This window comes from Nocardioides turkmenicus (genome assembly GCF_011045035.1).
GTDB classification, from domain to species: domain Bacteria; phylum Actinomycetota; class Actinomycetes; order Propionibacteriales; family Nocardioidaceae; genus Nocardioides; species Nocardioides turkmenicus.
In genome coordinates this window covers 197,921-221,950 of sequence record NZ_JAALAA010000006.1, presented here as the reverse complement: position 1 = coordinate 221,950, position 24,030 = coordinate 197,921, and the positions used below count along the sequence as shown (strand labels likewise).

At 68.7% G+C, this 24,030-nt stretch carries 21 protein-coding genes; 8 read left to right on the top strand and 13 right to left on the bottom strand.

The genetic code is table 11. The annotated features are described in order from the left end of the window. Positions 1 to 32 precede the first annotated feature (32 nt). The 4 genes from G5C66_RS09340 to G5C66_RS09325 all read right to left on the bottom strand — a co-directional run bounded on the left by G5C66_RS09340 (position 33) and on the right by G5C66_RS09325 (position 3,419). Complete coding sequence (locus G5C66_RS09340) at positions 33 to 683, bottom strand: HNH endonuclease family protein (protein WP_165110681.1); 651 nt, start codon at positions 681 to 683, stop codon at positions 33 to 35. A 110-nt stretch (positions 684 to 793) separates the two neighbouring features. After that, the gene (locus tag G5C66_RS09335; protein WP_165110680.1) at positions 794 to 1,606 is read right to left on the bottom strand and encodes an MBL fold metallo-hydrolase; all 813 of its coding nucleotides are present in this window, start codon (positions 1,604 to 1,606) and stop codon (positions 794 to 796) included. 36 nt (positions 1,607 to 1,642) lie between these two features. Then, positions 1,643 to 2,869, bottom strand: coding sequence for a DNA methyltransferase (locus G5C66_RS09330; protein ID WP_165110679.1), 1,227 nt, complete (start codon positions 2,867 to 2,869; stop codon positions 1,643 to 1,645). A gap of 10 nt (positions 2,870 to 2,879) precedes the next feature. Beyond that, positions 2,880 to 3,419: a hypothetical protein gene (locus G5C66_RS09325; RefSeq protein ID WP_165110678.1), complete on the bottom strand. Its 540-nt coding sequence runs from the start codon at positions 3,417 to 3,419 to the stop codon at positions 2,880 to 2,882. A 77-nt stretch (positions 3,420 to 3,496) separates the two neighbouring features. On the opposite strand from G5C66_RS09325, the gene G5C66_RS09320 reads away from it, so the two are divergent. After that, on the top strand, positions 3,497 to 4,072 hold the full coding sequence (locus tag G5C66_RS09320; RefSeq protein ID WP_165110677.1) for a uracil-DNA glycosylase family protein: 576 nt from the start codon (positions 3,497 to 3,499) through the stop codon (positions 4,070 to 4,072). 4 nt (positions 4,073 to 4,076) lie between these two features. Here the strand turns inward: G5C66_RS09320 and G5C66_RS09315 are convergent, their stop codons facing one another. Then, a complete protein-coding gene (locus tag G5C66_RS09315) occupies positions 4,077 to 5,243 on the bottom strand; it encodes a hypothetical protein (protein WP_165110676.1) in 1,167 nt (388 codons plus the stop codon). 207 nt (positions 5,244 to 5,450) lie between these two features. Between G5C66_RS09315 and G5C66_RS09310 the strand changes: the two genes are divergently transcribed. Next, complete coding sequence (locus G5C66_RS09310) at positions 5,451 to 7,250, top strand: hypothetical protein (protein ID WP_165110675.1); 1,800 nt, start codon at positions 5,451 to 5,453, stop codon at positions 7,248 to 7,250. A gap of 1 nt (position 7,251) precedes the next feature. Here G5C66_RS09310 and G5C66_RS09305 read toward each other — a convergent pair whose 3' ends face one another. Then, positions 7,252 to 7,788 carry a TOPRIM nucleotidyl transferase/hydrolase domain-containing protein gene (locus G5C66_RS09305; protein ID WP_165110674.1) on the bottom strand — a complete coding sequence of 179 codons (537 nt, stop codon included), beginning with the start codon at positions 7,786 to 7,788 and terminating at the stop codon, positions 7,252 to 7,254. 74 nt (positions 7,789 to 7,862) lie between these two features. Between G5C66_RS09305 and G5C66_RS09300 the strand changes: the two genes are divergently transcribed. Then, entirely contained in the window at positions 7,863 to 8,612 is a 750-nt protein-coding gene (locus G5C66_RS09300) for a helix-turn-helix domain-containing protein (RefSeq protein WP_165110673.1), read from the top strand. Then, the gene (locus tag G5C66_RS09295; RefSeq protein WP_206443874.1) at positions 8,606 to 9,394 is read left to right on the top strand and encodes a Fic family protein; all 789 of its coding nucleotides are present in this window, start codon (positions 8,606 to 8,608) and stop codon (positions 9,392 to 9,394) included. The genes G5C66_RS09300 and G5C66_RS09295 overlap by 7 nt, the downstream gene beginning before the upstream one ends. 4 nt (positions 9,395 to 9,398) lie before the next feature. Here G5C66_RS09295 and G5C66_RS09290 read toward each other — a convergent pair whose 3' ends face one another. The 6 genes from G5C66_RS09290 to G5C66_RS09265 all read right to left on the bottom strand — a co-directional run bounded on the left by G5C66_RS09290 (position 9,399) and on the right by G5C66_RS09265 (position 16,104). After that, on the bottom strand, positions 9,399 to 10,013 hold the full coding sequence (locus G5C66_RS09290) for a nucleoside/nucleotide kinase family protein (RefSeq protein ID WP_165110672.1): 615 nt from the start codon (positions 10,011 to 10,013) through the stop codon (positions 9,399 to 9,401). A gap of 124 nt (positions 10,014 to 10,137) precedes the next feature. After that, positions 10,138 to 11,673, bottom strand: coding sequence for an arabinosylfuranosidase ArfA (arfA, locus tag G5C66_RS09285; protein ID WP_165110671.1), 1,536 nt, complete (start codon positions 11,671 to 11,673; stop codon positions 10,138 to 10,140). 26 nt (positions 11,674 to 11,699) lie between these two features. Then, on the bottom strand, positions 11,700 to 12,539 hold the full coding sequence (locus G5C66_RS09280) for a carbohydrate ABC transporter permease (RefSeq protein WP_165110670.1): 840 nt from the start codon (positions 12,537 to 12,539) through the stop codon (positions 11,700 to 11,702). Then, the gene (locus G5C66_RS09275) at positions 12,539 to 13,441 is read right to left on the bottom strand and encodes a carbohydrate ABC transporter permease (RefSeq protein ID WP_165110669.1); all 903 of its coding nucleotides are present in this window, start codon (positions 13,439 to 13,441) and stop codon (positions 12,539 to 12,541) included. Before G5C66_RS09275 ends, G5C66_RS09280 begins: the two co-directional genes overlap by 1 nt. After that, a complete protein-coding gene (locus tag G5C66_RS09270; protein ID WP_165110668.1) occupies positions 13,438 to 14,787 on the bottom strand; it encodes an extracellular solute-binding protein in 1,350 nt (449 codons plus the stop codon). Before G5C66_RS09270 ends, G5C66_RS09275 begins: the two co-directional genes overlap by 4 nt. A gap of 294 nt (positions 14,788 to 15,081) precedes the next feature. Next, a complete protein-coding gene (locus G5C66_RS09265) occupies positions 15,082 to 16,104 on the bottom strand; it encodes a LacI family DNA-binding transcriptional regulator (RefSeq protein WP_165110667.1) in 1,023 nt (340 codons plus the stop codon). 156 nt (positions 16,105 to 16,260) lie between these two features. On the opposite strand from G5C66_RS09265, the gene G5C66_RS09260 reads away from it, so the two are divergent. From G5C66_RS09260 to G5C66_RS09250, 3 genes are all read left to right on the top strand, one after another. Beyond that, complete coding sequence (locus G5C66_RS09260) at positions 16,261 to 19,365, top strand: DUF3427 domain-containing protein (RefSeq protein ID WP_165110666.1); 3,105 nt, start codon at positions 16,261 to 16,263, stop codon at positions 19,363 to 19,365. A 114-nt stretch (positions 19,366 to 19,479) separates the two neighbouring features. Continuing rightward, entirely contained in the window at positions 19,480 to 21,876 is a 2,397-nt protein-coding gene (locus G5C66_RS09255) for a type IV secretion system protein (protein WP_165110665.1), read from the top strand. Next, a complete protein-coding gene (locus G5C66_RS09250; protein WP_165110664.1) occupies positions 21,818 to 22,282 on the top strand; it encodes an agglutinin cell wall attachment protein in 465 nt (154 codons plus the stop codon). The genes G5C66_RS09255 and G5C66_RS09250 overlap by 59 nt, the downstream gene beginning before the upstream one ends. Positions 22,283 to 22,310: 28 nt before the next feature. Here G5C66_RS09250 and G5C66_RS09245 read toward each other — a convergent pair whose 3' ends face one another. Beyond that, positions 22,311 to 23,231 (bottom strand): helix-turn-helix transcriptional regulator, encoded by a 921-nt coding sequence (locus G5C66_RS09245; protein WP_165110663.1) that lies wholly within the window; start codon positions 23,229 to 23,231, stop codon positions 22,311 to 22,313. Between the two features lie 53 nt (positions 23,232 to 23,284). Between G5C66_RS09245 and G5C66_RS09240 the strand changes: the two genes are divergently transcribed. After that, on the top strand, positions 23,285 to 23,986 hold the full coding sequence (locus G5C66_RS09240; RefSeq protein ID WP_165110662.1) for a class I SAM-dependent methyltransferase: 702 nt from the start codon (positions 23,285 to 23,287) through the stop codon (positions 23,984 to 23,986). Positions 23,987 to 24,030: the final 44 nt, after the last annotated feature.

Below are 24,030 nucleotides of genomic sequence, written 5' to 3'. Positions count from 1 at the left end.
CCGCAGATCCTAGGGCAGCCGGGGCTCGGGGATCAGCGGGCGCGAGTCACCGAGACGGTCTGGCTGCCGCAGCCGTTGGTGGAGCTGAGGTTGTTGAGGGCGGACTTCTCGGTGCTGTCGACCGAGAGCCGCCAGCGGATCTTCACCGAGACGAACTCCTTCAGGTAGCGGCACTTCTGGTTCGTCGGCATCCAGGTGGCGGGGTCCTGGTCGCCCTTGGCCTGGTTCACGTTGTCGGTGACACCGACGAGCGAGCCGTAGTAGCCGAGGTCGTTGGCGAAGTTCCTGCGCTCGGTCGAGGTCCAGGTGCGGGCGCCGGAGTCCCAGGCCTCGGCGAGCGGGACCATGTGGTCGATGTCGATGTCGCTGGTGGCGGTCCAGGACACACCGTCGTAGTAGGAGTACCAGCGGCCGCCCGACAGGGAGCAGCCGGAGCCGACCGTGGGAGCCTCCTCGGCCTCCGCGATCAGCACCTCGTTGCGGGTGTTGCAGCCGTCGCTGTCGGCGTCGATCCAGTGCTGGAAGAGGTCACGGCTGTAGCCGGTGCGGTTCTCGGCAGCGACGGGGAGGTCGCCGATGGCGGTCGAGAGCGGCTGGGAGTAGGTCTCGGCGTGCGCTGCCGCCGGGATCGTGAGCGGCACCAGGGCGCCGCAGGCGAGGATGAACAGGCCACGGAGTTTCATGGGGGTCTCCCGAGGTGAGGTGTTCGGTCGCCCCCTGACGATGCCGCGTTTTACGCACTCCGTGTAACGCGGTTACCAGATGTTTCGAGAAGTTCACCCAGCTCGCGCGATCACGCCATGAGGAACGCCTCCGTCAGATGCGGCGTCGCCAGGTGCAGCCTGGTGGCGGGATCGCGGCTGAGCATGCGCTCTCGCGAGCGCCTGGCCGCATCCGGGTCGACCTCGTGCGAGTAGGCGAGTTCGGGATGGAGCAGCTGGAGCGCGTGCACCAACAGGTCGCCGGTGACGAGCGCCAGCTCGCGCCCCTCGCCGACCAGCACGCTCTGGTGACCGGGCGTGTGACCGGGCGTGGCGACGGCGCGCCCGGCGCGCAGGGTCGTGTCGCCGTCCAGGAGCCGGAGCTGGCCGGCCGTCGCGAGCGGGTCGGTGAGGGTCTCGCGAAGCTGTGGGTTGAGCGCGTCGAGAGCGTCGTACTCTGCCTGCTGGAGCAGGTAGTCGGCGTTCGGGAAGAACGGGCGGCGGCCGTCGGCCTCGGTCACGACCGCCCAGCCGACGTGGTCGGTATGGAGATGGGTGAGCACCACGGTGTCGACCTCGGCCGGGTCGATGCCCGCAGCGTCGAGCGACTGAGGAAGGACGCCGGGCACGGGCGCCCACGAGGCGGCCGGGCCGTCCGCCGGCCCGATCCCCGCGTCCACGACGGTGAGGCCCTGGTCGCTGCGGATCGCGTAGGCACGGAACTGGAGCCGCCAGCGGCCCTCGGCGTCGACCGCGCCCGGATCGAAGCGGTCGACCTCGGCCCACTGAGCCGCCGTGGCCTCCGGGAAGGCATCGGCGCGCGGGGAGAAGAACGGACCCTCACCGTCGGCGAGAGCGATGATCTCGGTCGAGCCGGTCCGGAGGCGGGGGACGCTGATGGCCATGGCCGCGATCCTGCCACGCGTTCTGCTCGCCTCGCGTCACGCAGACGTCTGGAGAAGCTCTCCCAGGTCGCGCTCGACCAGTTCCTCCTGGTCGCCGTTCCCATGGGCTGCGACCACGGCCCGCAGCCGCGCGCGGGTGATGTCGGAGACGTACGCCATCTCGGCCTTCGCCGCGTTCGAGCCCGGCCGGGTCGTCTCGGCGATCTGGACCGACCAGCACGTACGCCGCGCCCCGTCCTCCACGTTGGCCAGCGCGACCGCGTGGCCGGTGGTGCCGGATCCGGCGAAGAAGTCGAGGACCCGCGCGTCGGCGGGCATCGTGGCCAGGATGCGGCGGATCAGACCGGTCGGCTTCGGCGACTCGAACAACGGCCCGACCAGCGACTTCAGCTCCGCGACGGCGGTGTCGGTCGAGCCGATCTCCTCGGCCATCCAGATCGTGGTGAGCTTCTTGCGCCGGGCGTCGCCGGAGGCGTCGCGGGAGAGCCAGTCGCGCTGGTAGACGTCGACGCGCTCCCCCAGCTTCCCGCGTACGCGGCGGCACATCAGGTCGTCGGGCCGGGCCGCGATCAGCGGGGCGCTCCAGCGCCAGACCGCCGGGCGGCCGTCACCGAAGACCGGCCAGATCTCCTGGCCGCCCTCGAACGGCTCGACACTCACGCGGCCGGAGTCGGGGTCGCCCCACACCGGGAAGTGGAGCGTCCGGGCGGTCGCCGGGTTGAACTTCTTGTTGGTGTTGCGCAGCGGCAGCCGCCGGTAGTGGCGACCGTCGTCGGTGACCAGCGGGAAGTCCTGCTCGTTGACGGCCTCGGGGATGCTCGACTCCAGCGCGCAGGACCGGACGTCCTTGGCGTAGACGAGCAGGTATTCGTGGGAGGTCGCGAACCCGTTGCCGAGCTGGCGCCCCTTGGGGTTGAGGTTGACCACGATCTGCGCGAGGTGGTTGCGCTCGTCGAAGACCTCGTCCATCAGCACCCTGAGGTGAGCGGCCTCGTTGTCGTCGATGGAGACGTAGATCGCCGCGCGGTCCGACATCACGGTGCGCGCCGCCTCCAGCCGGGGCCGCATCATCGCGACCCAGGCCTCGTGACGGCCGGCCCGCCGGCCGTCCTCGCCACGTCGGTCGTCGTGGTAGGCGAAGAGGCTGCCGGTGTTGTAGGGCGGGTCGATGTAGATCAGGTCGAACCTCTCCCCTGCCGCGGAGAGCGCCTGGAGAACGTCGAGGTTGTCGCCCTCGACGAAGGTGTTCCACGGCTCCCGCACGCGTGGAACGTTAGCCGACGGGCTGGTCGACACTGAGCAACGCGACCGATCGCTCGGCCACCAGGCACTGGATCTTGGTGCTCTTGGGCGGGGTGATGTTCAGGACCACACCCTCGCCGCTGGCGCCGGCGGTGATGGTGGCCGGGTTCGGTGCCTCGCAGCCGTCGTAGACCGTCTGCGCATAGAGCCGCTGACCGGCCGGGACGTGCTCGAGCAGCCGGGTCGCCTCGACCGTGAAGGGTTGTTGCAGCGGGGTGCCGAGCGTCGCGGCGTACGCCTGGATCGCGGCCGCGTCCGGGAGCGGGGTCGCGGTCTTGTCCAGGTCGCCCTGGGCCGCCCCGCCGGCGGAGACCATGCCGCGTACGGGCTTCTCGGAGCTCGGCGGACGGGACGGCTCGGGCTGCGGCTTGGGCCTGGTGGTCTCGGACGAGGAGGCCGAGGGCGACGGGCTCGAGGCCGGGTCGCTCGCCTCCTCGGGGGTGCCACAGGCAGAGATCAGGAGCGCCGTCGCAGCGGCGACTGCGAGTGGGAGAAGACGCGTGGGGTGCATATTTCACATACTCCCCACGGCACCCTGCTGTTGCACCCCGGGCAGGAAGGTCGTTACGGAGATGGAAGGATCAGGCCGTGGCCCGCTTCACCCAGGCCGAGCTCCAGACCTACTACGGCGCCTCGGTCCCCGACCTCCTCCCGGCAGACGACCAACCGCTGCGCCTCCTCTTCGTCGGCATCAACCCCGGCCTGTGGACCGCGGCGACCCAGACCCACTTCGCGCACCCGCTCAACCGCTTCTACCCCGCGATCTTCCGCGCCGGGATCACCACCCGGCCGATCGACGCCTCCGCCGGGATGACGCCGGAGGACCGCGACTACTTCCGTGCCCGCGGCATCGGCTTCACCAACATCGTCCGGCGCGCCACCGCCAAGGCCTCCGAGCTCACCAACGCTGAGCTCAAGGAGGGCGGCGCCGAACTGTTCTCCCTGGTCGCACGGAGGAAACCCACAGTCGTCGCGATCGCCGGGATCACCGCCTACCGGACCGCGTTCAACCGCCCGAAGGCCAAGCAGGGCCGCCAGCCCGAGCCGCTGGCCGGCGCCGAGCTGTGGGTCGTGCCGAACCCGTCCGGCCTCAACGCCCACGAGACCGTGCCGACCCTGGCAGCCGCGTACGCCGAGGCGGCCCGCGCCGCCGGGCTGATCTGATCCCTCAGAACCCCGACGGAGGTTCGGGCAGCTCCGGAAGCCCGAGCTTCGTCAGCAGCGCGACCGCGTCGTCGGTCGAGACCCGGGTCGACTGGGAGTGGAGCATGTCGTCGACAGCGAGATCGACCTCGGCGGTGAGGCAGACGAGCACGTCCTCGCCCTCGGCCTCGGCCGGCCCCTGGAAGGCGAGCACGGGCAGGTAGGCGAGGTCCAGGGAAGCCGCCTTCTGCAGGAGGCGTACGGCGGCGAGCACGTCGGCACGCGGATCCGCGATCTCGAGCGGACGGCCCTCGACGGACGCCGCCCCGTCAGCCGGCACCTCGACCACCCCGGCGGTCGAGGGGATGTCGTACTGCTCCACCACGGCGATCCCGCCCAGGTGCACCACGACCGCCTCGATCTCGCGGCCGGAGACCGGGACGTTGAGCACGACCAGCGCCGACTCGAGCTGGCCGAGCGCCTGGCGGAGCTTCTCCTCACCGAAGGTCTCCGGGGCGCCGAGGTCGAGCATCCAGCCGCCCGCGGCGGTGGCCACCCACGAGGCGGTCTCCTGCTCCTTGAGCGCGACCAGCTTCTCGGCCTCCTGCCGCAGCCGGTCCCGCTCCAGCGCCGCGTCGTGCGCCCGCCGCCGCTCGTCGTCGAGCTCGGCACGCAGCATCGCGACCTCGCTCTCGGCCAGCTGCTGCAGCTCGCGGCGACGCTCCGCCTCCCGGGCACGCTCCTCGGCCGCCTGCTTCTCGGCCCGCAGCCGGGCGACCTCGAAGCGGCGTACGCCCTCCTCCAGCAGGCCGAGGGTGCGGTCGGAGACCGCGACGTCGGCACCTGACTCCAGCCGGTCGCGCAGCGCACCCCAGTTGACCTCGGGGTGGTCGGTCACCAGCGCGTCCAGCACCTTGAGGAGTACGTCACCCTCCACTCCCGCACGCGCGGCCAGCGTCGTCTGGTTGAACCGAGCCGGCGCGGGCGCCGCGGGCGCCGCGGGGGCGGCAGGGGCCAGGCTCCACTGCCCCGGAGGCCCCTCGACGAAGCCGCCCGACGTCAGCACGGAGAGCAGCTCCTCCTCGGTCAGCAGCACGCGCTTGCCCTTCAGCGCGGCGCGCAGGACCTGCAGGCTCAACGGAGCCCGCAGGCGCAGGATCTCGGCGACGGCCGGCTGGGAGGATTCAGGCATAGGGGCTGGTTGGAAGGGTCGTTCTCGCAGGCGCGGCGATCGTACACCGCAGCACCGACACTTCCCCGCAACCATCGGACGGCGGTCACCCGCACTCGTCGGCGGGAGTCGAAGTTCCCTCGCGAGAGAGCCGGGTCATTGACGTACGTCCCCTTTCCGTTCGCTGTACGTTTTTGTGAAAGGAGGGGCATGTCTGCGATCAAACGCGTGACGAACACGTCCGAGGCCGAGGCGCTGGCGGCGTTGCTCAACGGCGACGCCCGCACCAAACCGACCGTGGTGGTGACCGTCGCGTCCGGCCACACCGAGCCGTACGCCGACGTGGAGCGGATCGCGGCCGAGATCGGTGACCTCGCCGACCTCTACCTGGTGACCACCGGCGGCCACACCTGGGCCTTCTCCAACAAGATGACGCCCGGCACGCAGGTCTACGGCGGTGCCGGGCGGGTCTACCCGGTCGGACTGGGCTGGAACGTCGACCTGAAGCAGGCGCCACTGCGGTTCGCCTGGAACAAGTCCGAGGGCAAGAAGCTCACCGGCCAGCTCATCGACGACGCCCTCGACATGGCCGCGGCCGCCGGCCTCTTCGACAGCGCCCGCACCGCCTCCACCCGCGAGCGCCGCGCCGGCACGGTGCGCTCGATCATGAGCGAGCGTGCGCTGGTCGACCTCGACGGTGGCGACATGGCGTCGATCCCGCCCCAGCTCGCCCAGGCGGGGGTGCCGATCGAACGCGTCCTCGCCCCGGGGATGCACGTCGACGGCGTCCTGGAGAAGAAGTCACGCTGGCTCGACATCCGGGAGAGCCGCCCCACCGCCGAGGAAGCGCTGAAGACGTACGCCGTCGGGGACATCGTCCCCGCCGAGGTCCGCTCCGTCCTCGCCGGCTCCGCGGACCTGCGCCTGCACCCCGACGTGACCGTCGAGGTCTTCCGCTCCGACGTGACCGGCGACCCCGACGACGACCTGCAGGCCCTCCTCACGCCCGGCGAGGTCGTGCTCGCGCGAGTCGTCGCCGCCGGCCCGAAGTGGCGGCTGTCCCTGCGCGACGTCCGGGAGCACGACACGGCCCGCGAGGCCCTTGCCCTGTACGCCGGTGGTCCGCCCTGGCTCGACCCGGACGCGCCTCCGCCTGCGGTCGTCGAGCATGTCGAGACCGTCACCGAGGCGCCGGCTCCGGCGGCCCGGGCTCCGGAGGTCTCGGCCGAGCCCGTGCCCGAGGCTCCGCCCAAGCCGGCGATCCCGACCCCGGCGATGATGCCTCGTCGCAAGGGCGAACCGGTCCGCGCGGTCCGGCCCGCCCCTGCGCCCGAGCCTGCACCGACGCCGGCGAGGGAGTCCGCGCCGGCGAAGAAGGCCGCGGTGCAGTCGATGTCGCTGCAGGTCACCGCGATCAAGGCCGAGAAGGCTCACCTCGAGGCCGAGCTCGCCGAGCTCCGCGACCAGGTCTCCGGGCTGCGCAACGAGCGCGTGCAGTTCGCCAAGGATCTCGCCCGTGCGGCCCGCCAGCTGGAGACCCGCGACGCCGAGCTGGCCCGGATGCGGTCCCAGCTGCGCCGCGCCAAGCAGCGCACCGCGCCGCCTGAGGTCGCCCTCCCTGTCTTCGCCGACCGCGAGCGCGGCTTCCGTCACCTCGTCGAGGCCGCCTGGGCCCGCCGCATCCCGGTCGGCGAGCAGCCGACTCGCCCGCTGCCCGACTATGCGATCGGCGACAAGTTCCTCGACAGCGTCGACGCGCTCGAGGGCATCACCGTCGACAAGATCGCCGACGTGGTCATGGAGGTGCTCACCGGCCTCGCGGAGCAGTCGACCGGGCGTGAGCTGCACCAGCTGCGTACCTCTGCCGGGGGCAACGCCGCGCCACAGTCCCGTCCCGACGGCGCGGTCTGCTACCGGGTCTCGATGCAGATCCACACCCCGAGCGCCCGCCGGCTGCACTTCTGGAAGTGCCCCGACGGCACCATCGAGCTCTCCCGCGTCGTCGTCCACGACGACATGGAGCCCTAGCTCAGCCCCAGCACCAGGTGAGCAGCCCGACCAGCGGGTCCGGGATGTTCTCGAGCTCGACGGCCTCGCCAAGGATCGTGCCGTAGCGGATCTTGCGTCCCGAGGCGGTGCCGAAGAACCGGTGCAGCTGGTCGGCGACCTCCTCGCCGCGATGCTCGGGCTGGTTCTGCAGCGTACGGAACTTGCCGCCCTCGCCGTTGGCCTCGAGGATCTCGACGATCCGTGCCGCGCCGATCGCCCGGATCATCTCGTCCTCGAGATCGCGGCGGCAGGCGAAGAATCCCTGCCCGGAGAGGTCCTCGCCGATCTGCCTGCCGAGAGCGTTGGCGACGAAGCGCTCCTCGGCCTCGTCGTAGAGCCCGCCGACCCGATGCCCCGCCGCGGTCATCTCCTTGATGAACCGGCCAGCGTTCCCGGCGCCGTTCATCGAGACGACCTCGATCCCGAGCTCGACCAGCTCCACCCCGTACCTCGGCGCCAGCGCCTCCACCAGAGCCTTGTCGGACTCTCCCTCGACGAGCAGCGTGATCGGTCGCATGGCGCACACCCTAGAAGAACGTACGTCGGCACGCCTGTTCCATATATGCAACGAATTCGACTAGCGTTGCATATATGGAACAGGACGTCGGCAGCCTCGTCGCGGAGTGCATCGAACGCTCCGGGCTCAGCGCTCGACAGGTGGCCGCCCGGGCGGGCGTGTCCGCCTCGACGGTCCACCGGATCGTCAACGGCGTGGTCAGCCCGTCGGTCGACACGCTCGACACCATCACCACTGCCTGCGGCGCCGGGCTGACGATGACCGCCTCTCCGCTGGCGGCGCCGGCGGCCGCGGCGGGTGCACGCGCGATCCTCGATCCGCTGTACCCGGCCGACGTGGACGCCGACATCGAGCTCTGGGCCGACCGGATCGACGCCTGGGCCGACGGCGACCCGGTCGAGATCGTCGAGGAGGCCGCCCGGGCCTCGGGTGTCGTGCATCGTCCCGGTGCCGTCCTGCTGAGCGGCGAGGCCACGATCGGGCGGCTCGCCTCCGCCGGCGAAGCCTCGGGTCAGCGGTGGGCGCTCTCCGGCGCGGCCGGCCTCGACCTCCCTGCCTTCGACGATGCCGTACCCCGGATCTCGGTGCTGTGGTGCCAGGACCCGAGCGCTCTCCAGCCCCTGCTCGCGGGTGGATCCCTCCGCCCCGCGTCCACCCCGGACCAGGCCACGGTGGTCATCGCCGCCGCCGAGCCCGACCTGTTCCTCGGTACGTTCGAGCGCGACCGCGTCGTCTACGCCGCCCCGATCCAGATCGCCATCGACGCCATCTCCGTCGGCGGAGACGCCGCGGACCGCGCCCGCGAGGAGATCCGGACATGGTGACGAAGCAGCCCCGCTGGGCACCGGCCCCCGAGACGTACGCTGCCCGCAAGCCGGCCACCGACGACACCTTCCGGGTGGTCGCGGACCGCGAGGCCCAGGTGCGCGACACCGGCGTCTGGTGGACCGAGGTCGACACCTCCCGGATGCTCCCCGGCGACACCGAGCGGGCCTGGCGTCGGTTCCGCGCCCACCTCCCCGAGCTGGTCTGGAACGCAGCACGGCTCGAGGGCAACAGCTTCACCCTCCCCGAGGTGCGCACCCTCCTCGCCGGCGTCACCGTCGGTGACCACCCGGCCGGCGACGAGCGGCAGGTGCTGGCGCTCGGCGAGGCGTACGCCGCGCTCCGCGACCTGGTCGGCTACGGCAGGTTCCATATCGACAAATCGATCTCCGACCGCCTCAACCGCATCGTCGCCCGCCACGAGTCGCCCGATGCGGGGAGGTTCCGCGGCGAAGGCACGTTGCGCCGCGGTGGCAGCGAGCTGCTCCGAACCCGTTTCGCGGGGCTGCAGGAGCGCATCGCGGAGACCGGCGACCCACGGCTCCAGGCGCTGATCTACTTCTGCTCCGCCGCCTGCACCCGCTTCTACACCGCCGGTAACAACCGCACCGCCCTGCTGATGATGACCGGCATCCTGATCTCCAACGGCTTCGACGCCATCACCATCCCCGGCGTCCGTCGCCTCGAGCTCGACCACGCCCTCGACACCCTTGTCGCGACCGACGACGCCACCGAGCTGATGTCGTTCCTGGTCGACTGCTCCGCCTCCCCCGACGACTGACGGCTCACAGCACGACGTCCGCCCGGTCCCGCGTCGCCCGCACCAGCGCAGCGTTCCGCAGATCGCTCGCGGCGATCTTCGCCTCCGCCTCCTCCCGGGACCTCCCGCCGGCGAGGAACCGCTCGAGCAGCCTCGGCACCAGGAGCTCGTCCGGAACGTCGATGAACCAGGCCTCGTCCAGCAGACCGCGTACGTCCCGCCACGGCCCCTCGTCCAGCAACAGGTAGTTGCCCTCGGTGATCACGACCGGCTCGTCCCCGATCATCACCCCGCCCGGCACCGGCTCGTCCGTGACCCGACTGAACGTCGGCCACTCAACCCGGCTGCCCGCGCGAACCTGTCGCAACGCCGCCACATATGCCTCCGCGTCGAAGGTGTCCGGCTCCCCCTTCCGCGCCCGCGCCCCGATCTCGTCCAGCTCCGCGTTGCTCCGGTGGAACCCGTCCATCGGCGCCACCACCGCAACCCGTCCGCCCTCGTTGAGCACGTCCCGCAGCCGCTCCGCCAGCGTCGACTTCCCCGCCCCCGGCGGACCGACGATCCCGAGCACGAACCTGGCGCCCGCCTTCTCCCGTAGCTTCTCCGCCAACCGGAGGAGCTCACTTTCACTGACGGTCAAGGTCAACCTCCACGACGCGGACCGGAGACGCCCGGACGATCGGGCCTTTACCAGACGATGACACCTTGTGAACCGTTCACAAAGTGTCATCGTCTAGTCAAAGCATGACGTCACCCCCAGACCGTCACGCCACCGCCACCTCCAACTGCACCACCGCCCACGACAGCGGCGGCAGGGCGAGCCGGACCGCGCCGTCCTGGACACCGACGCCCTCGAGGGGCACCAGCCCGACGGCGTCGGGAGCCGACTCGACGTTGGACGTGTGCCGGTCGCCCCCCTCGGGAATGGTGAGCACCTCGGCGTTCACCACGCGCGCGACCCCGAGCCCGCGCAGGTCGACCGTCACCTCCGAGGCATCGTCGAGACCCCGGTTCGCGACGAAGAGCGCGACCCGACCGTCCGCCTCGGACCAGGTCGCGGCAGCGTCGATGACGTCGACGTCGCCGAACTTCTCGGTCGGAATCCGGTCGGACGAGACCGCGAGCCGCAGGATCTGCCCGCGGGCCAGCGCGGCCATCCGGGCGAAGGGCCAGAAGATCGTCTGCCTCCACGCGGGCCCGCCCTCCTCGGAGCGGATCGGGGCGATGACGTTGACCAGCTGGGCCTGGTTGGCGATCCGGACCCGGTCACCGTGACGCAGGAGCGAGTTGAGCAGCGTGCCGACGACCACGGCGTCGGTGACCGAGTACTCGTCCTCGATCAGCCGCGGGTGCTCGCGCCACTCCTTCTTCACCTGGTGGATCTGGTCGGCGGTGTCGAGCCCCTCGGCGTACCAGACGTTCCACTCGTCGAAGGAGATGTCGACCTGCTTGGTGTGCTTGCCGGCCGCCTTGACGGCGTCGATGGTCGCCACGACACCGTCGATGAAGGCGTCCATCCCGACCCCCTCGGCCAGGAACGAGGCGGCGTCGCCCGACCTCTCCTGGTAGTACTCGTGCATCGAGATGTAGTCGATCTCGTCGTACGTGTGGGTCAGGACGGTGTGCTCCCAGGAGCCGAACGTGTCCATGTAGCGGTTCGAGGAGCCGACCGCGACCAGCTCGATCGAGTCGTCGACGAGCTTCATCGCCTTGGCCGTCTCCTGGGCCAGCCGACCGTACTCGTGAGCGGTCTTGTGGCCGATCTGCCAGGGCCCGTCGAGCTCGTTGCCCAGACACCACAGCTTGATGTCGAAGGGCTCCTCGGCTCCGTTGCGACGCCGAAGGTCCGACCAGTACGTCCCACCGGGATGGTTCGCGTACTCGACCAGCGCTCGCGCCTCCTCCACCCCACGCGTACCGAGGTTGATCGCCTCCATCACCTCGACGTCGGCCTCGCGGGCCCAGCCCATGAACTCGTGGAGCCCGAACTCGTTGGTCTCGATCGTGTGCCAGGCGCCGTCGATGCGGCGGGGCCGGTCGGCGACCGGTCCGATGCCGTCCTCCCAGAGATAGCCGGAGACGAAGTTGCCGCCGGGGTAGCGTACGACCGTCGGGCCCAGCTCGCGGACGAGCTCGAGCACGTCCTTGCGGTAGCCACGGCCGTCGGCCGTCGGATGGCCGGGTTCGTAGATGCCGGTGTAGACGCATCTCCCCATGTGCTCGACGAACGACCCGAAGAGACGTCGGGGTACATCGGCGATCGTGAAGTCACGGTCGATGGTGATACGTGCGCGGGTCATGAAGCTCCTTTGTCGATACGAACTGGCTACCGGCCGCCGAAGCCGGTGGTCGCGACACCCTTGACGATCTGTCGCTGGAAGAACAGGAAGACGACGATCAGCGGCAGCGCGGCCAGGACGGCTTGGGCCATCGTCTGGGCGTACTGGATGCCGTGGGCGTCGATGACGGTCTGCAGCCCGGTGGGCAGGGTCATCAGCGTGGTGTCGTTGATGACGAGGAACGGCCACAGGAAGTTGTTCCAGGCGTTGATGAACACGAAGATCGCGACCGCCGCCATGACCGGGCGGGACAGCGGCAGCACGATCGACCAGAACACCCGCAACCGGTTGGCGCCGTCGACGCGAGCGGCGTCCTCGAGCTCGATCGGCACCCCGTCGAAGAACTGCTTGAGGATGAACACCATCGCCGGCGCGACGATCTGCGGCAGGATCAGCCCCCAGGCCGTGTCGATCAGGTCGAAGGTGAGCATCTCGTAGAAGAGCGGGATGATCAGCACCTGCGGCGGGATGATGATCGCCGCCACGATGACCGCGAAGAGCCAGCGGCGGCCCGGGAAGCGCAGCCGCGAGAAGGCGTACGCCGCGAGTGCCGAGATCGTCACGGTGAGCAGCGTGATGACCAGCGAGGTCCACAGGCTGTTGAACGCCCACATCCACACGTTGCCGTTCTCGAGCATCCCGCGGAACGCCCCGGTCGTCAGGCCGTCGTCGCCGATCCAGCCCGACTCGGACGCGGCGTCCGTCTCGGTCTTGAACGCGGTGGCGACCGCCCACAGGAACGGCATCAGCCAGCCGACCGCCATCAGCGCCAGGACGACGAAGGCGACGATCTGACCAACCCCGAATCTCTTCTCCCCTGGTCTCATCACAGGCTCCTCCGTCGGTTCATGGCGGTCATCTGGAAGACGCCCACGATGACGATGAGCGCGAAGAAGACGTACGAGATGGCGGCCGAGTAGCCGAAGCGATAGCCGACGAACCCGGACTCGTAGATGTACTGGACGATCGGCCGGGTCGTGTCCGTCGAGACGCCGATGAGCATCTGGTACGCCTGGTCGAACAGCTTCAGCGAGGCCAGGACCTGCAGCATCACGATCAGGATCGTGGCCGGCCAGAGCTGAGGCAAGGTGATCGAGGTGAGCCGGCGCCACGGTCCGGCGCCGTCGATGGCGGCGGCCTCGTACAGCTGGTCGGGGATGTTCTGCAGCGCGGCCAGGTAGAGCAGGAAGTTGAACCCGACCGTCCACCACACCGTGGCGATGACGATCGCGTAGAGGTTCACGGCCGGGTCCTGAAGCCATGCGATCGGCTCGATCCCGAACGTGCCGAGGACGGAGTTGGCCGCACCGATGTCCGGGTTGAAGATCCACACCCAGATCTGCGAGATCACCGTCGAGGCGAGCAGGAACGGCATGAAGAACGACAGCCGCCACAGCCACTGCCCCGGCAGCCCGCGATGGACGAGCAGCGCCATGACGAGCGCGAGGATCACCAGCGGGATCGTGGAGACGATGGTGAACCAGACGGTCGTACGCAGCGCCCGCCACATCGTCGGGTCGGTCAGCGCCTCCCGGTAGTTGTCGAGCCCGACCCACGAGCCCCCTGCGCCCGTGAGTGACTGGTTCGTGACGCTCAGGTAGAGGCCGTGCACCAGCGGCCAGACCAGGAAGAGCGCGAAGGCGATCAGGAACGGAGCGAGGAACGCCCAGCTGACCAGCCGCTCGCGGCTGGGTGCGGCGGCGGGTGCGGCGGTGGACATGGTGGTCATGGCTTCCACGTCCCATCGGGGTCGACCGGGTTCTGGGTCTTCAGCAGCCGGTCGACCCGGGCACGGAACGCGTCGATGGCGCCCGGCGCGTCCTTCCCCGTCATCAGGGCCGGCTGGATCGCGTTGCCGAAGTTGGAGTGGAAGTTGGAGGCCGACCCGGTGAACCAGGCCGCCGGGTCGTAGTTCACCTGCTGCGCGACCTCGGCGTAGTGCGACTGCGGCGTCAGCTTCGCGTACTCCGGGCTCTGGGTCACCGGAAGATAGGCGGGTACGTGGCCGGCGGTCGCCCAGTCGTAGGAACCCTTGAGCAGGTCCGCCACGAACCGGTAGGTCAGGTCGCGACGATGCTCGTCGACCTCGTTCTGGTGAGGCAGGACGAACGCGTGCGAGTCGGCGTACGCCGCCGGGGTGCCGAACAGTGTCGGGATGGCGGTCATGTCGAACGGCACCCCGGCCTCCTTGACGGACCGCAGCTCCCAGACGCCGGTGAACAGCAGGCCGCTCCGACCGGTCGCGAACTCGGCGAGCGCTGCGGCGTAGTCGTTGCGCTGGACGGCGAGCTTGCCGTCGAGCAGCCTCTGCATGAGCTCGAGCGACTCGACGGCGATGTCGTCGTCGATCTCCGCCTTCCCGCCCTCGGGGAACGTCATCGACGCGCCGTGCTGGGTGTAGAAGGTGTAGAAGAGCCGGAACATCTGCGACCCGTCACCGAGATAGCCGTACGACAGCGGCGGCGAGCCCTTCGTCTGGCCGCCCACCTGGCCGAGCAGATCGAGGAACTCCTCGGGCGACTCGGTCCTGCGCAGCTTGCCGTCGCTGTCGAGGACGCCGGCCTTGTCGCAGATCTCGGGGTTGAACATCAGCACCGTCGGGTGGGCGTCGAGCGCGACGGCGAACACCTTGTCGCCGATCATGCCCTTCTGCCAGATCTCCTCGGGGAAGTCGTCCTGGCTAACGCCGAGCTCTGCGAGCCGGGCGACGTCCCAGGAGTCGAGGAGACCTCCGGGCGCGTAGCCGGGCACGCGCGAGGCGTGCATGATCGCGAGCTCGGGCGGACGGCCGCCGGTCGCCGCCATGGCGAGCTTCGTGTAGTAGGGCTCACCCCAGACCAGGGTGGTGGTCTTGACGTCGTACGCGGCGCCCGACCCGGTCGCCTTCGCGACCATGTCGGCCATGGTGCCGCCGTCGCCGCCGCTGAGCAGCGTCCAGAACTGGATCTGGTCGGGGTTGGCGGCGCTTGCCGCGCCACAGGCTGAGAGGCCGCCGGAGAGGGCGGCCGCCCCGCCGATCGCGGCCGCTCCGGTGAGCAGCCCGCGTCTGGAAAGCATCGTGGATCGACGTGCCATCGCGTCTCCTTGTCACAGAGGTGGGGTGTGACCTGCGTTACATGCCACACTATTACATCGATGTAATGAGACTGGCAAGGGCCTGTTCGTCCCCGATTCGGTGGATCCCTGCCGCCGTCGATCGATCACGCCTCGATGGCGAGTGCCAATGGGAAGCATGAAGTCCCGAAACCCACTCTCCCGATGAGCACGACGCTCCTCATCGGTGCGGGTATCGGCTACCTGCTGGGCATCCTGGTCGGCGTGTGGATCGCACACGGCCGCCGGACCGCTCACTAGATCGCCGCGACCGACCTACCGCGTAGTGCTTGCCCGGACGACCAGCTCGTGCGGGATCGCCACCGCGCGGGGCGGGCTCGTCCGGTCGCTGATCCGGGTCAGCAGCAGATCGACCGCCGCCTCGGCGAAGGCGTGCCGGTTCAGGCCGATGGTGGTCAGCGACGGGTTCATGAACCGGGCGTGCTCGACGTCGTCGAACCCGGTCATCATCACGTCGCCGGGCACCGAGATCCCGTGCTCGTCGAGGACGTGCATCGCACCGAACGCGATCGAGTCGGTGAACGCGACGATCGCGTCGAAACTGGTGTCGCGCTCCAGCAGCTCGGCGGCCGCCTCGGCGCCGCCCACCATCGACCACTCCTCGACGTACACCTCCAGCTTCGGGTCGGCCTCGATCCCGTGCTCCGCCAGCGCCCGGTGATAACCCTCCAGCCGCTGGATGCTGGTGGCCGTGGCGTCGTGTGCGCCCGTCTCGCCGCCCAGGGTGGCGATCCGCCGCGCACCGCGCTCGAGCAGGTGCTTCGTCACCTCGTACCCGCCCTGCCGGCTGTCGATCAGCACCCGATCGACCTTGTGCTGCTCGACCTCCCCGATCAGCACCACCGGCGGCAGCTGGTCGTCGTGGACGATGATGCTGTCCTTGAGCCGGATCGGGTTGAGGATCAGCCCGTCGATCTGGTGCTCCCGGGCCCGCGAGACCAGGTCGTACTCCCGCTGCGGCTCCGCCGCCGTCTCCTCGATCTGCACCACCATCCCGCGCTCGTGCGCCACCTGCACCACCCGGTGCAGCAGGTCCGCCGAGAACGCCGTCGCCAGATCCGGCAGCGCCAGCGCGATCACGCCGGTCCGTCCGTTCCGCAGGCTGCGGGCGCTCAGGTTCGGTACGAACCCCAGCTCCTCGACCGCCGCCAGCACCCTCTCGCGGGTGTCGGGACGTACGAACGCGGTCTCGTTCATCACGTTCGACACCGTCTTCGGCGACACCCCCGCCAGCGCCGCGACGTCCTTCACCGTCGCCCGGCGCGGCCCTCTGGTCATAAGAGCAGCGTAGATGACCAGCGTCCCGGTGGATTCCGCCAGGATCGAGCCCGCGAGAGACCTCTCAGAGGAAAGTCTGGGAGGTCCTCCCCACAATTGAGGACGAGATTTGCAAAGTTCCGACGATTCGGCGGCACCGTTAGAGAAGCTGGACAGGTGTCAGACCTCGGATCGCATGACGGCCTCTACGAATTGCTCGTCACCAACGACCTTCACGACCAGCTCAGACGAGTCACCGATCGCGACGTCGAGACCACACCTGTGGACCAGGCCGATCAGCCGCATGTGCTTGCTCGCCACGTCTACCAAGCAGCTGTACGCAGCCTTGAGGCCGTCAAAGATCCTGAGCTTCGGGTGAAGGCCGCCAATGAGCTCATCGCTCAACTGGCGGCCGGCGATGCGGACCACATCGTCACTCCCCCGACCGAGCTCCGCCGGATCAGCAGCCCACAGGCCCCGGGCACGGTCACCTACCTCAACACCCGCCCGAAGACCCCACTCACTGAGGCGGCACTGCTCACCAACTCCAAGGAAGAACCCAGCCTCGCCGCCGAGCTCCGCGCCGAGATCGACACCGCCGACGAAGTAGACCTGCTCTGCGCGTTCGTACGCTGGTACGGACTTCGACTCGTCGAGCCTGAGCTGAAGCGCCTCCGCGACCGCGGCGCACGCCTGCGAGTCATCACCACCACATACACCGGCTCGACCGAGCGCGACGCGCTCGACCGACTAGTTCGAGACTTCGGCGCGCAGGTGAAGGTTCAGTACGACGCTCAGCGCACTCGTCTCCACGCGAAGGCTTGGATGTTCCGCCGCAATACCGAGTTCGACACCGCGTACGTCGGCTCCTCGAACCTCACGAGAACAGCCATGGTCGAGGGCGTCGAATGGAATGTCCGTCTGTCTCGCAAGGGCACGCCGTCTCTGTTCGACAAGTTCACCGCGACCTTCGACACCTATTGGAACCACGGCGACTTCGAACTGTATGACCCCGACCGAGACCGGGATCGGCTCGATGATGCGTTGGCTGAAGCATCGGGCCGCGGCCGTGGAGACCGGGTCACGATCTCGCTCTCAGGCCTCGAAGTCAGGCCATATCCCTACCAGCAGAAGATGCTCGACGACCTAGACGCGGAGCGGACTCTGCACGACCGGCATCGCAACCTCGTTGTCGCTGCGACCGGGACCGGAAAGACTGTCGTCGCCGCGCTCGACTACCGGCGGCTGGCAGAGAACAGCACAGATGGGAAGCGTCCGAAGCTCCTGTTCGTGGCGCATCGCAAGGAGATCTTGCAGCAGTCTCTGCGGACCTACCGTGAAGTCCTCTCCGATGCGACCTTCGGAGAGTTGTACGTCGACGGAGCTCGCCCGGAGCGTTGGGAGCACGTCTTTGCCAGTGTGCAGTCACTGAAGTCGTACGGCGTCTCACAGATCCCACCGGATACCTACGACATCGTCGTCATCGACGAGTTCCACCATGCCGAGGCGAAGTCCTACCGCGAGCTCATTGACCATCTGAAGCCCACAGAGCTTGTGGGTCTGACCGCGACGCCGGAACGTGCGGACGGAGTCAATGTCGCTTCGTTTTTCGACAACCGCATCGCCACACAGCTCCGGCTGTGGGATGCACTCGGCGCAGACCTGCTCTGTCCGTTCCACTACTTCGCAGTGTCCGACAACACTGACCTCCGGACCGTGAAGTGGGTGCGTGGTAAGTACGACGACACGGCACTCTCGACGCTGTACACCGGCAACGATGCTCGCGCCAGGATCATCCTCAACGAGCTCCGCGACAAGATGCCCGATGTGTCCGAGATGCGTGCCCTCGGATTCTGTGTCGACGTGGCGCATGCCAACTACATGGCCGAGGTCTTCAACAAGGCCGGAATCCCCGCCGGAGTCGTCACCGGCACCACGACTTCTCCAGTGCGCCGCGACTCCATCGCCGCCCTGCGCGAACGACGACTCAACGTGCTGTTCTCTGTCGACGTCTTTAATGAAGGCCTCGACGTTCCTGACGTCGACACCGTGCTGTTCCTTCGGCCTACCGACTCCGCCACCGTCTTTCTGCAGCAACTCGGTCGCGGCCTGCGGCGCACCCGCGACAAGGCCGTTCTTACCGTCCTCGACTTCGTCGGCCATCAGAACAAGCAGTTCTCCTGGGACCGAAAGCTTCGAGCGATGACCGGGCTGACCAGAGCTGCCCTCCGCCGCGAGGTGGAACGCGGCTTCCCGTTCCTGCCCGCCGGTTGCCAGATCGTCATGGATCGTGAAGCACAGGCGCTGATCGTCGACAACCTCAAGTCGCAGATCTCGAACCGGTGGCCTTCGATGGTTCAGGAGCTGCGCTCGTACGGTGACCTGTCGCTTCCTGAGTATCTCGACGAGTCTGGAATGGAACTGCCCGACATTCTGCGGAAGGGCCAGCGTTCATGGACGGAACTTCGTCGCTCGGCTGGCCTTCCGGTGCCTCAAGGGACCGAGGCCGAGACGAGACTGCTGCGTCGCGTACGCGCGTTTTCCCACGTCGATGACCCGCTTCGCGCGACCGCTTTCACTCGAATGCTCGCCGACGACGCGCCGTCGTATTCATCGCTTTCGCCGGGCGAACAGCGGCTGGCCGACATGCTCTTCTTCTCGCTCTGGCCCGATGGCGGCGGATTCGCGTCGATTGATGCGGGATTCGCAGCTCTTCGGGCAGAGCAGGCGACACGATCCGAGATCCAATCCGTTGTCGATCTTGCCTTCGACTCTGCCCGCCACCGTCTGTCTGAGCTGACCGGCTCACTTTCCGGGGTGCCGCTCATGGTCCACGCGCGGTATCAGCGCGAAGAGATCCTCGCGGCCTTGGGCTATGCGAGCCTCGACCGGAAGCCGAACTCCATGCGTGAAGGCGTCAAGCACATCCCTGAACTCAACGTGGATGCCTTCTTCATCAACCTCAAGAAGTCCGAAGCCGACTTCTCGCCGACAACGATGTACCGCGACTACCCGATCAGCCCGACGCTGTTTCACTGGGAGACGCAGTCCACAACCTCGGTGGCGAGCAAGACCGGCCAGCGCTATCTGACTGGTGCAAGCACGGTGCTGCTTTTCGCCAGGGAACAGGCCGACGGAGTCTTGGGCACGTCGCCGTACCTCTTCCTCGGCCCGGCCACGTACGTCTCCCACACCGGTGATCGCCCCATCGCGATCACATGGCGACTGGATCACGCAATGCCCACCGACTTCTTCACCACCGCGTCCGTCGCTGCCGGCTAAGCAAGATGCGGGCCGCTCGGCCGCATGCTCAGCACCGGCGCTGAGACCCTAAACGGTGGCCACCATAAGCGTCGTGGGTGAAACTGCTGTCCGGTTTCGGGAGCATCGGGGGGCATGGAGTTGGGTGGTCAGGCACCGCTTCGGGTACGTCGCCGCGGGCGATCGCGTCTGCTCCCTGCGCTGCTTGCCCTGACCTTCGTCGTCATCGGATCGGTCGTGGTCGGTTCGCCGGCTGGTGCGGTCGATCTTGCGTGCAACAACGACGAGGCGCCCATCCCGGCTTCCCCGTACGGGGCAGGGTCGTGGATCGTCCAGTTCGGCGAGAGCCCGAAGGACGCCGATCCTTTCGATGACGACGGCGTGACCCTGGAGTCGACCTACGGCACGAGCCCGCAACTGTGGACCTACGACAACGGGTGCACCGGCCAGTTCGTCGCCGGAGCCGGGACGGCGATCGGGAACATCCTGCTCCAGATCTCCGGGGCGATCCCGAACTGGACCCACGCCCTCCTGGCCGCCGTTGTCGATCCGGACTCTCCGGTCCAGGCCCTCGACAACCCGGTCGTCGATGCCACCCGTGCAGTCACCGACGGTGTCTGGCGCCCGTGGATCACGATCGCCGTCCTCCTCGTCGCCGCGACCGCGATCTGGCGCGCACGCACGGGCCACATCGCCGGATCCGCGACTGCCGTCGCATGGGCCGGAGTCGTACTTCTTGGAACGACTCTGCTGATCTCCTATCCCGCCGAGTCGGTCCGCCTGGTCGATGACGGCGTACGCAACACGGTCACGCTGATCGCGACCGGGTTCGAGGATCACCCGGCGCCCGGCGAGGATCCAGCGGTGGCGGCGATCAACGGCCAGATGGACGAGGTCGTACGCTCCACCCAATACCGCACCTGGCTCACCGGCGCCCTGGGCGATGCCGACTCCGCCACGGCCCGCGAGTACGGACCGGACCTGTTCCGGGCGACCCACTTCACCTTCGACGAGTACGAGACCTACCGGTCCGATCCCGAAGGTGATGGCAAGGCGATCGTCGAGGAGAAGCAGGACGCGTTCAAGACGATCGCCGATCAGATCGACCGTGAGGACTCGGTCGCGTACGAGTACTTCAAAGGCGAGCACTGGGGCCAGCGCGCCACCGCAGGCCTCGTCAACCTGGTCGCGGTGATCGTCACCTGCGGCTACCTGCTGATCGCCGGATTGGCGATCCTGCTTGCGTTCGTCCTCATCCGCCTCATCGTCCCGTTCGCTCCGGCGGCCGGGATCCTGTTCATGTTCGACCGCACCCGCGACCTGGCGGTCGGCTGGCTGCATCGCGTGATCGGCCCGCTGGTCATGGGGCCGATCTACTTCGTCGTGGCCCTGTGCCTGCTCCGGTTCTTCAGCGAGGTCCTGACCAGCGCCCAGGTGCACTACGCGCTCAAGCTCGCCATCTGCGCAGTCCTCACCTACCTCGCCTGGCGCTTCACCCGCCCGGCCGCCTACGGGGTCGGCCACATCTGGGGCGCAGCCGGGTTCGCCTGGGGGATGGCCACCGGCTGGCGTCGCCAAGTCACCCCTCTCTCAGAACCCGCACCACAAACACCGCCCTCCGTCACCGGCCCTGCGCGCCAGCCGCCCGAGGTGGCCGGGCCTCGAGTGGTTCACCACCAAGTCGCGATGCCGAATCCTCCGGCTCTCACCCCCGCCAGCGCGTCCACTTCGGCACCAGGGGTCACTTCAGTAGCGGCGGTGATTCCTGCTCCTGGATCGATGTCTGCGATCCGCATCCAGCAGCGATGGCCGGCGCCCGATGTGGTCAACCGTGTCGCGGTGGGGCCGCTCGGGCCTCGGACGAAGTTCCCGCCCCGAGGGCTGACCCTCGAACCCAACACCGCCTACGACGTCACCGGCCGAGGGACTTTCTTCACCGACGATGACGGCATGCTGACTCACATCCATACCGAGTACGGCGAGAAGGGCAGTCTCAATCCGGACCTCAACTCGCCTGCGCCCTCGGCGACCTTCGTCGTGAGCAACATCCACGTGTTCCGCACCGACCCACAGGCACGAACGGTCGAAGCGAATGACCCGCACTTTGCGCTCAGGAACGCCACGCGATCCGAGCACGTCCAGGGCGTCGTCGGTCGCTCCGGCGGACCTGGCTTCCAGGGAGGCCATCTGCTCCAACGCGCGAGCGGAGGCGGCCCCGACCGAATCAACATCATCGCAATGCTGGCCGAGCTCAACGAGTCGGTCGCTTCGGGACCAGCGAAGCTGACCGACAACTTTTACGATATGGAAAAGCAGCTCCGCCAGTGGGTGAGCACGTACGCCGATGGTGACAACCCGGCCTACGACATTGCCCTCAAGATCGTTCCGAGATACGAAGGGGACCGACGAGTCCCGTCAAAGATCCACGCCGTCATGACCGTGAACGGCAAGCGCAGAGAGAGGACGTTCACCAATGTCCGCCCCGAATCCGCAAGGCCCGAACCTGACACGTCAGGGGGAGCTGATCAGTGAGATCTCGGCGCTCATTCCTGCCGAGGTCACCGGCCCTTGGCGCAAGCTGACCTTCAACCGCAACTCCCTCTCCATGCTGTCCGAGCACGAACTCATCGTCGAGCGACCCGACGGCACCATCGATGAGTCCCAGGGCGTCCCTTTCGAGGTCGACGACCTCCTCAACGAACTGCGTAAGGTCATGTACACACCCGGGGCAGGCACCTGGATGTCGGCCCGGTGGACCATCACTGACTTGGGCGACGGCCACGCCGATGCCCGCACAACGTTCAACTATGACGATGAGCCCCGATGGAGCACGCCGATTCGAGCGTTCAACTACGCCATCGACGTACGCGACTTTCCGCGTGAAGCCGGAAACATCCCCGAGTGGCTGAGTGAGCGTCTCGATGAGGCGTCCGCCTAAGCGAGTTGCGTAAGACGCCTTACGCGTCTCACGCCTCCCGGCGCCAGCGGTCGGGGGTGGTGCCGTAGCGGGCCTTGAAGCGGCGTACGAGGTAGCCGGGGTCGGTGAGGCCGGTGCGGGTGGAGATGACCGAGAGGGGGAGGTCGGTCTCGCGGAGAAGGCGGCGGGCTTCGGTGAGGCGGCGCTCGGTGAGCCAGTCGAGGAGGGTGCGGCCGGTGCGTTGGCGCAGGACGGTGGTGAGGTGGCCGGGGGTGTAGCCCAAGGACCGGGCCAGGTCGCCGGCGGTGACCTTGGTGGCGTACGTCCTCTCGATCTCGTCGAACACGCGACTGACCAACGGGTCGGGGGCGATAGGAGCGCTCGGGGCCAGGCGGGCGGAGGCGACCAGGAGGTTCGTGAGGATGGCGGTGATGGCTTCGGGGGCGCCGAGGCGGTCGGGGTGCTGCAGCTCGTCGGCGAGCTCGGCGAGCCAGGACTGCCAGCGCGGGCGCTCGGCTTCCGGCACCAGCGCTTGGCGGCCGTCGGCGGCGAAGAGGGCGAGGAGGGGGTGGTGGGCCCAGGTGAGCGGGGAGATGGAGGCGAGGGAGGGGATCGCGTCGGGGGTGAAGGCCACCGACCAGGCTCGCGCGTGGGTGAGCTCGGCGATCGACTCGGCGGCGACGACCTCGCCGGGAGCCACCGCGTGGACCTCTCCGTCGCGCAGCGTCACCTGCCGGCCGTCAAGGCCGACGGGGCCTCCGCCGCGCTCGACGTAGGCCAGCACCCAGAAGTCGTGGGCGTGCCGGTTGTCGGGCGGCAGATGCTCGGTGTCGCAGTCGGGATCGAAGGGTACGACCCTGACGGGAGGTACGCCCGGGCGCTGGTCCCAGCGGTAGATCGGGGTGCCGTCGGCGCGCACGGTGCGCAGCACGCTCCTCGCGGGCGTGGCCGCATCCGAAGAACGTCCCATCGTCACCGACTTCCCTCCCACCGCATATCCGCAGAATGTCCCATCGTGGAGATATGACCACCATACAGATCATCGACGGCCGCGCCGAGAGCGATCGAGGCCGCGACTTCCTCCCCGGCATGGGCCGCACCTGGCTCCTCCCCCTCTACGACCTCTTCACCCGGTTCGCGCGCGTGCGCCCGCTCCACGAACGGACGGTCGAGCTCGCCGGCATCCGACCCGGCGAGACCGTGCTCGACGTCGGCTGCGGCACCGGCAACCTCTCGTTCGCGGTGCTGCGTGCCGTACCCGGAGCCGTCGTCACCGGCCACGACCCCGACCCGAGCGCGCTGCGGCTGGCCGCCCGGAAGGCGGGTCGGCGAGGCGTACGTCTCTCGCTGGTGCAGGGGTATGCCGACCGGTTGCTGCCGGAGGACGGCAGCGTCGACCACATCGTCTCCTCGCTCGCGCTCCACCACGTCGACGACGCCGGGCGTGAGGGGTTCGGGCGGGAGGCTCACCGGGTGCTCAAGCCCGGCGGGCGGGTGACCATCGTCGACTTCGGCGCCCCCGACCACGGCCCCGGCGGGCACGACCACGGGCGCAGACACGGGCACGAGGGCCACCGCCACCGCGGCATGAACGCCTATACCGAGCGCAACCTCGACAACGGGATCGTCGACCTGCTCACCGACGCCGGGTTCACCGACGCCCGCGAGATCGACCACATCGACCACCGGTTCGGGCCGATCACGATCGTGCAGGCGACTCGCTGACGACCTCCGGGGTTATGCGGGCGCCGCCCGGGCGGGCAGGCTGG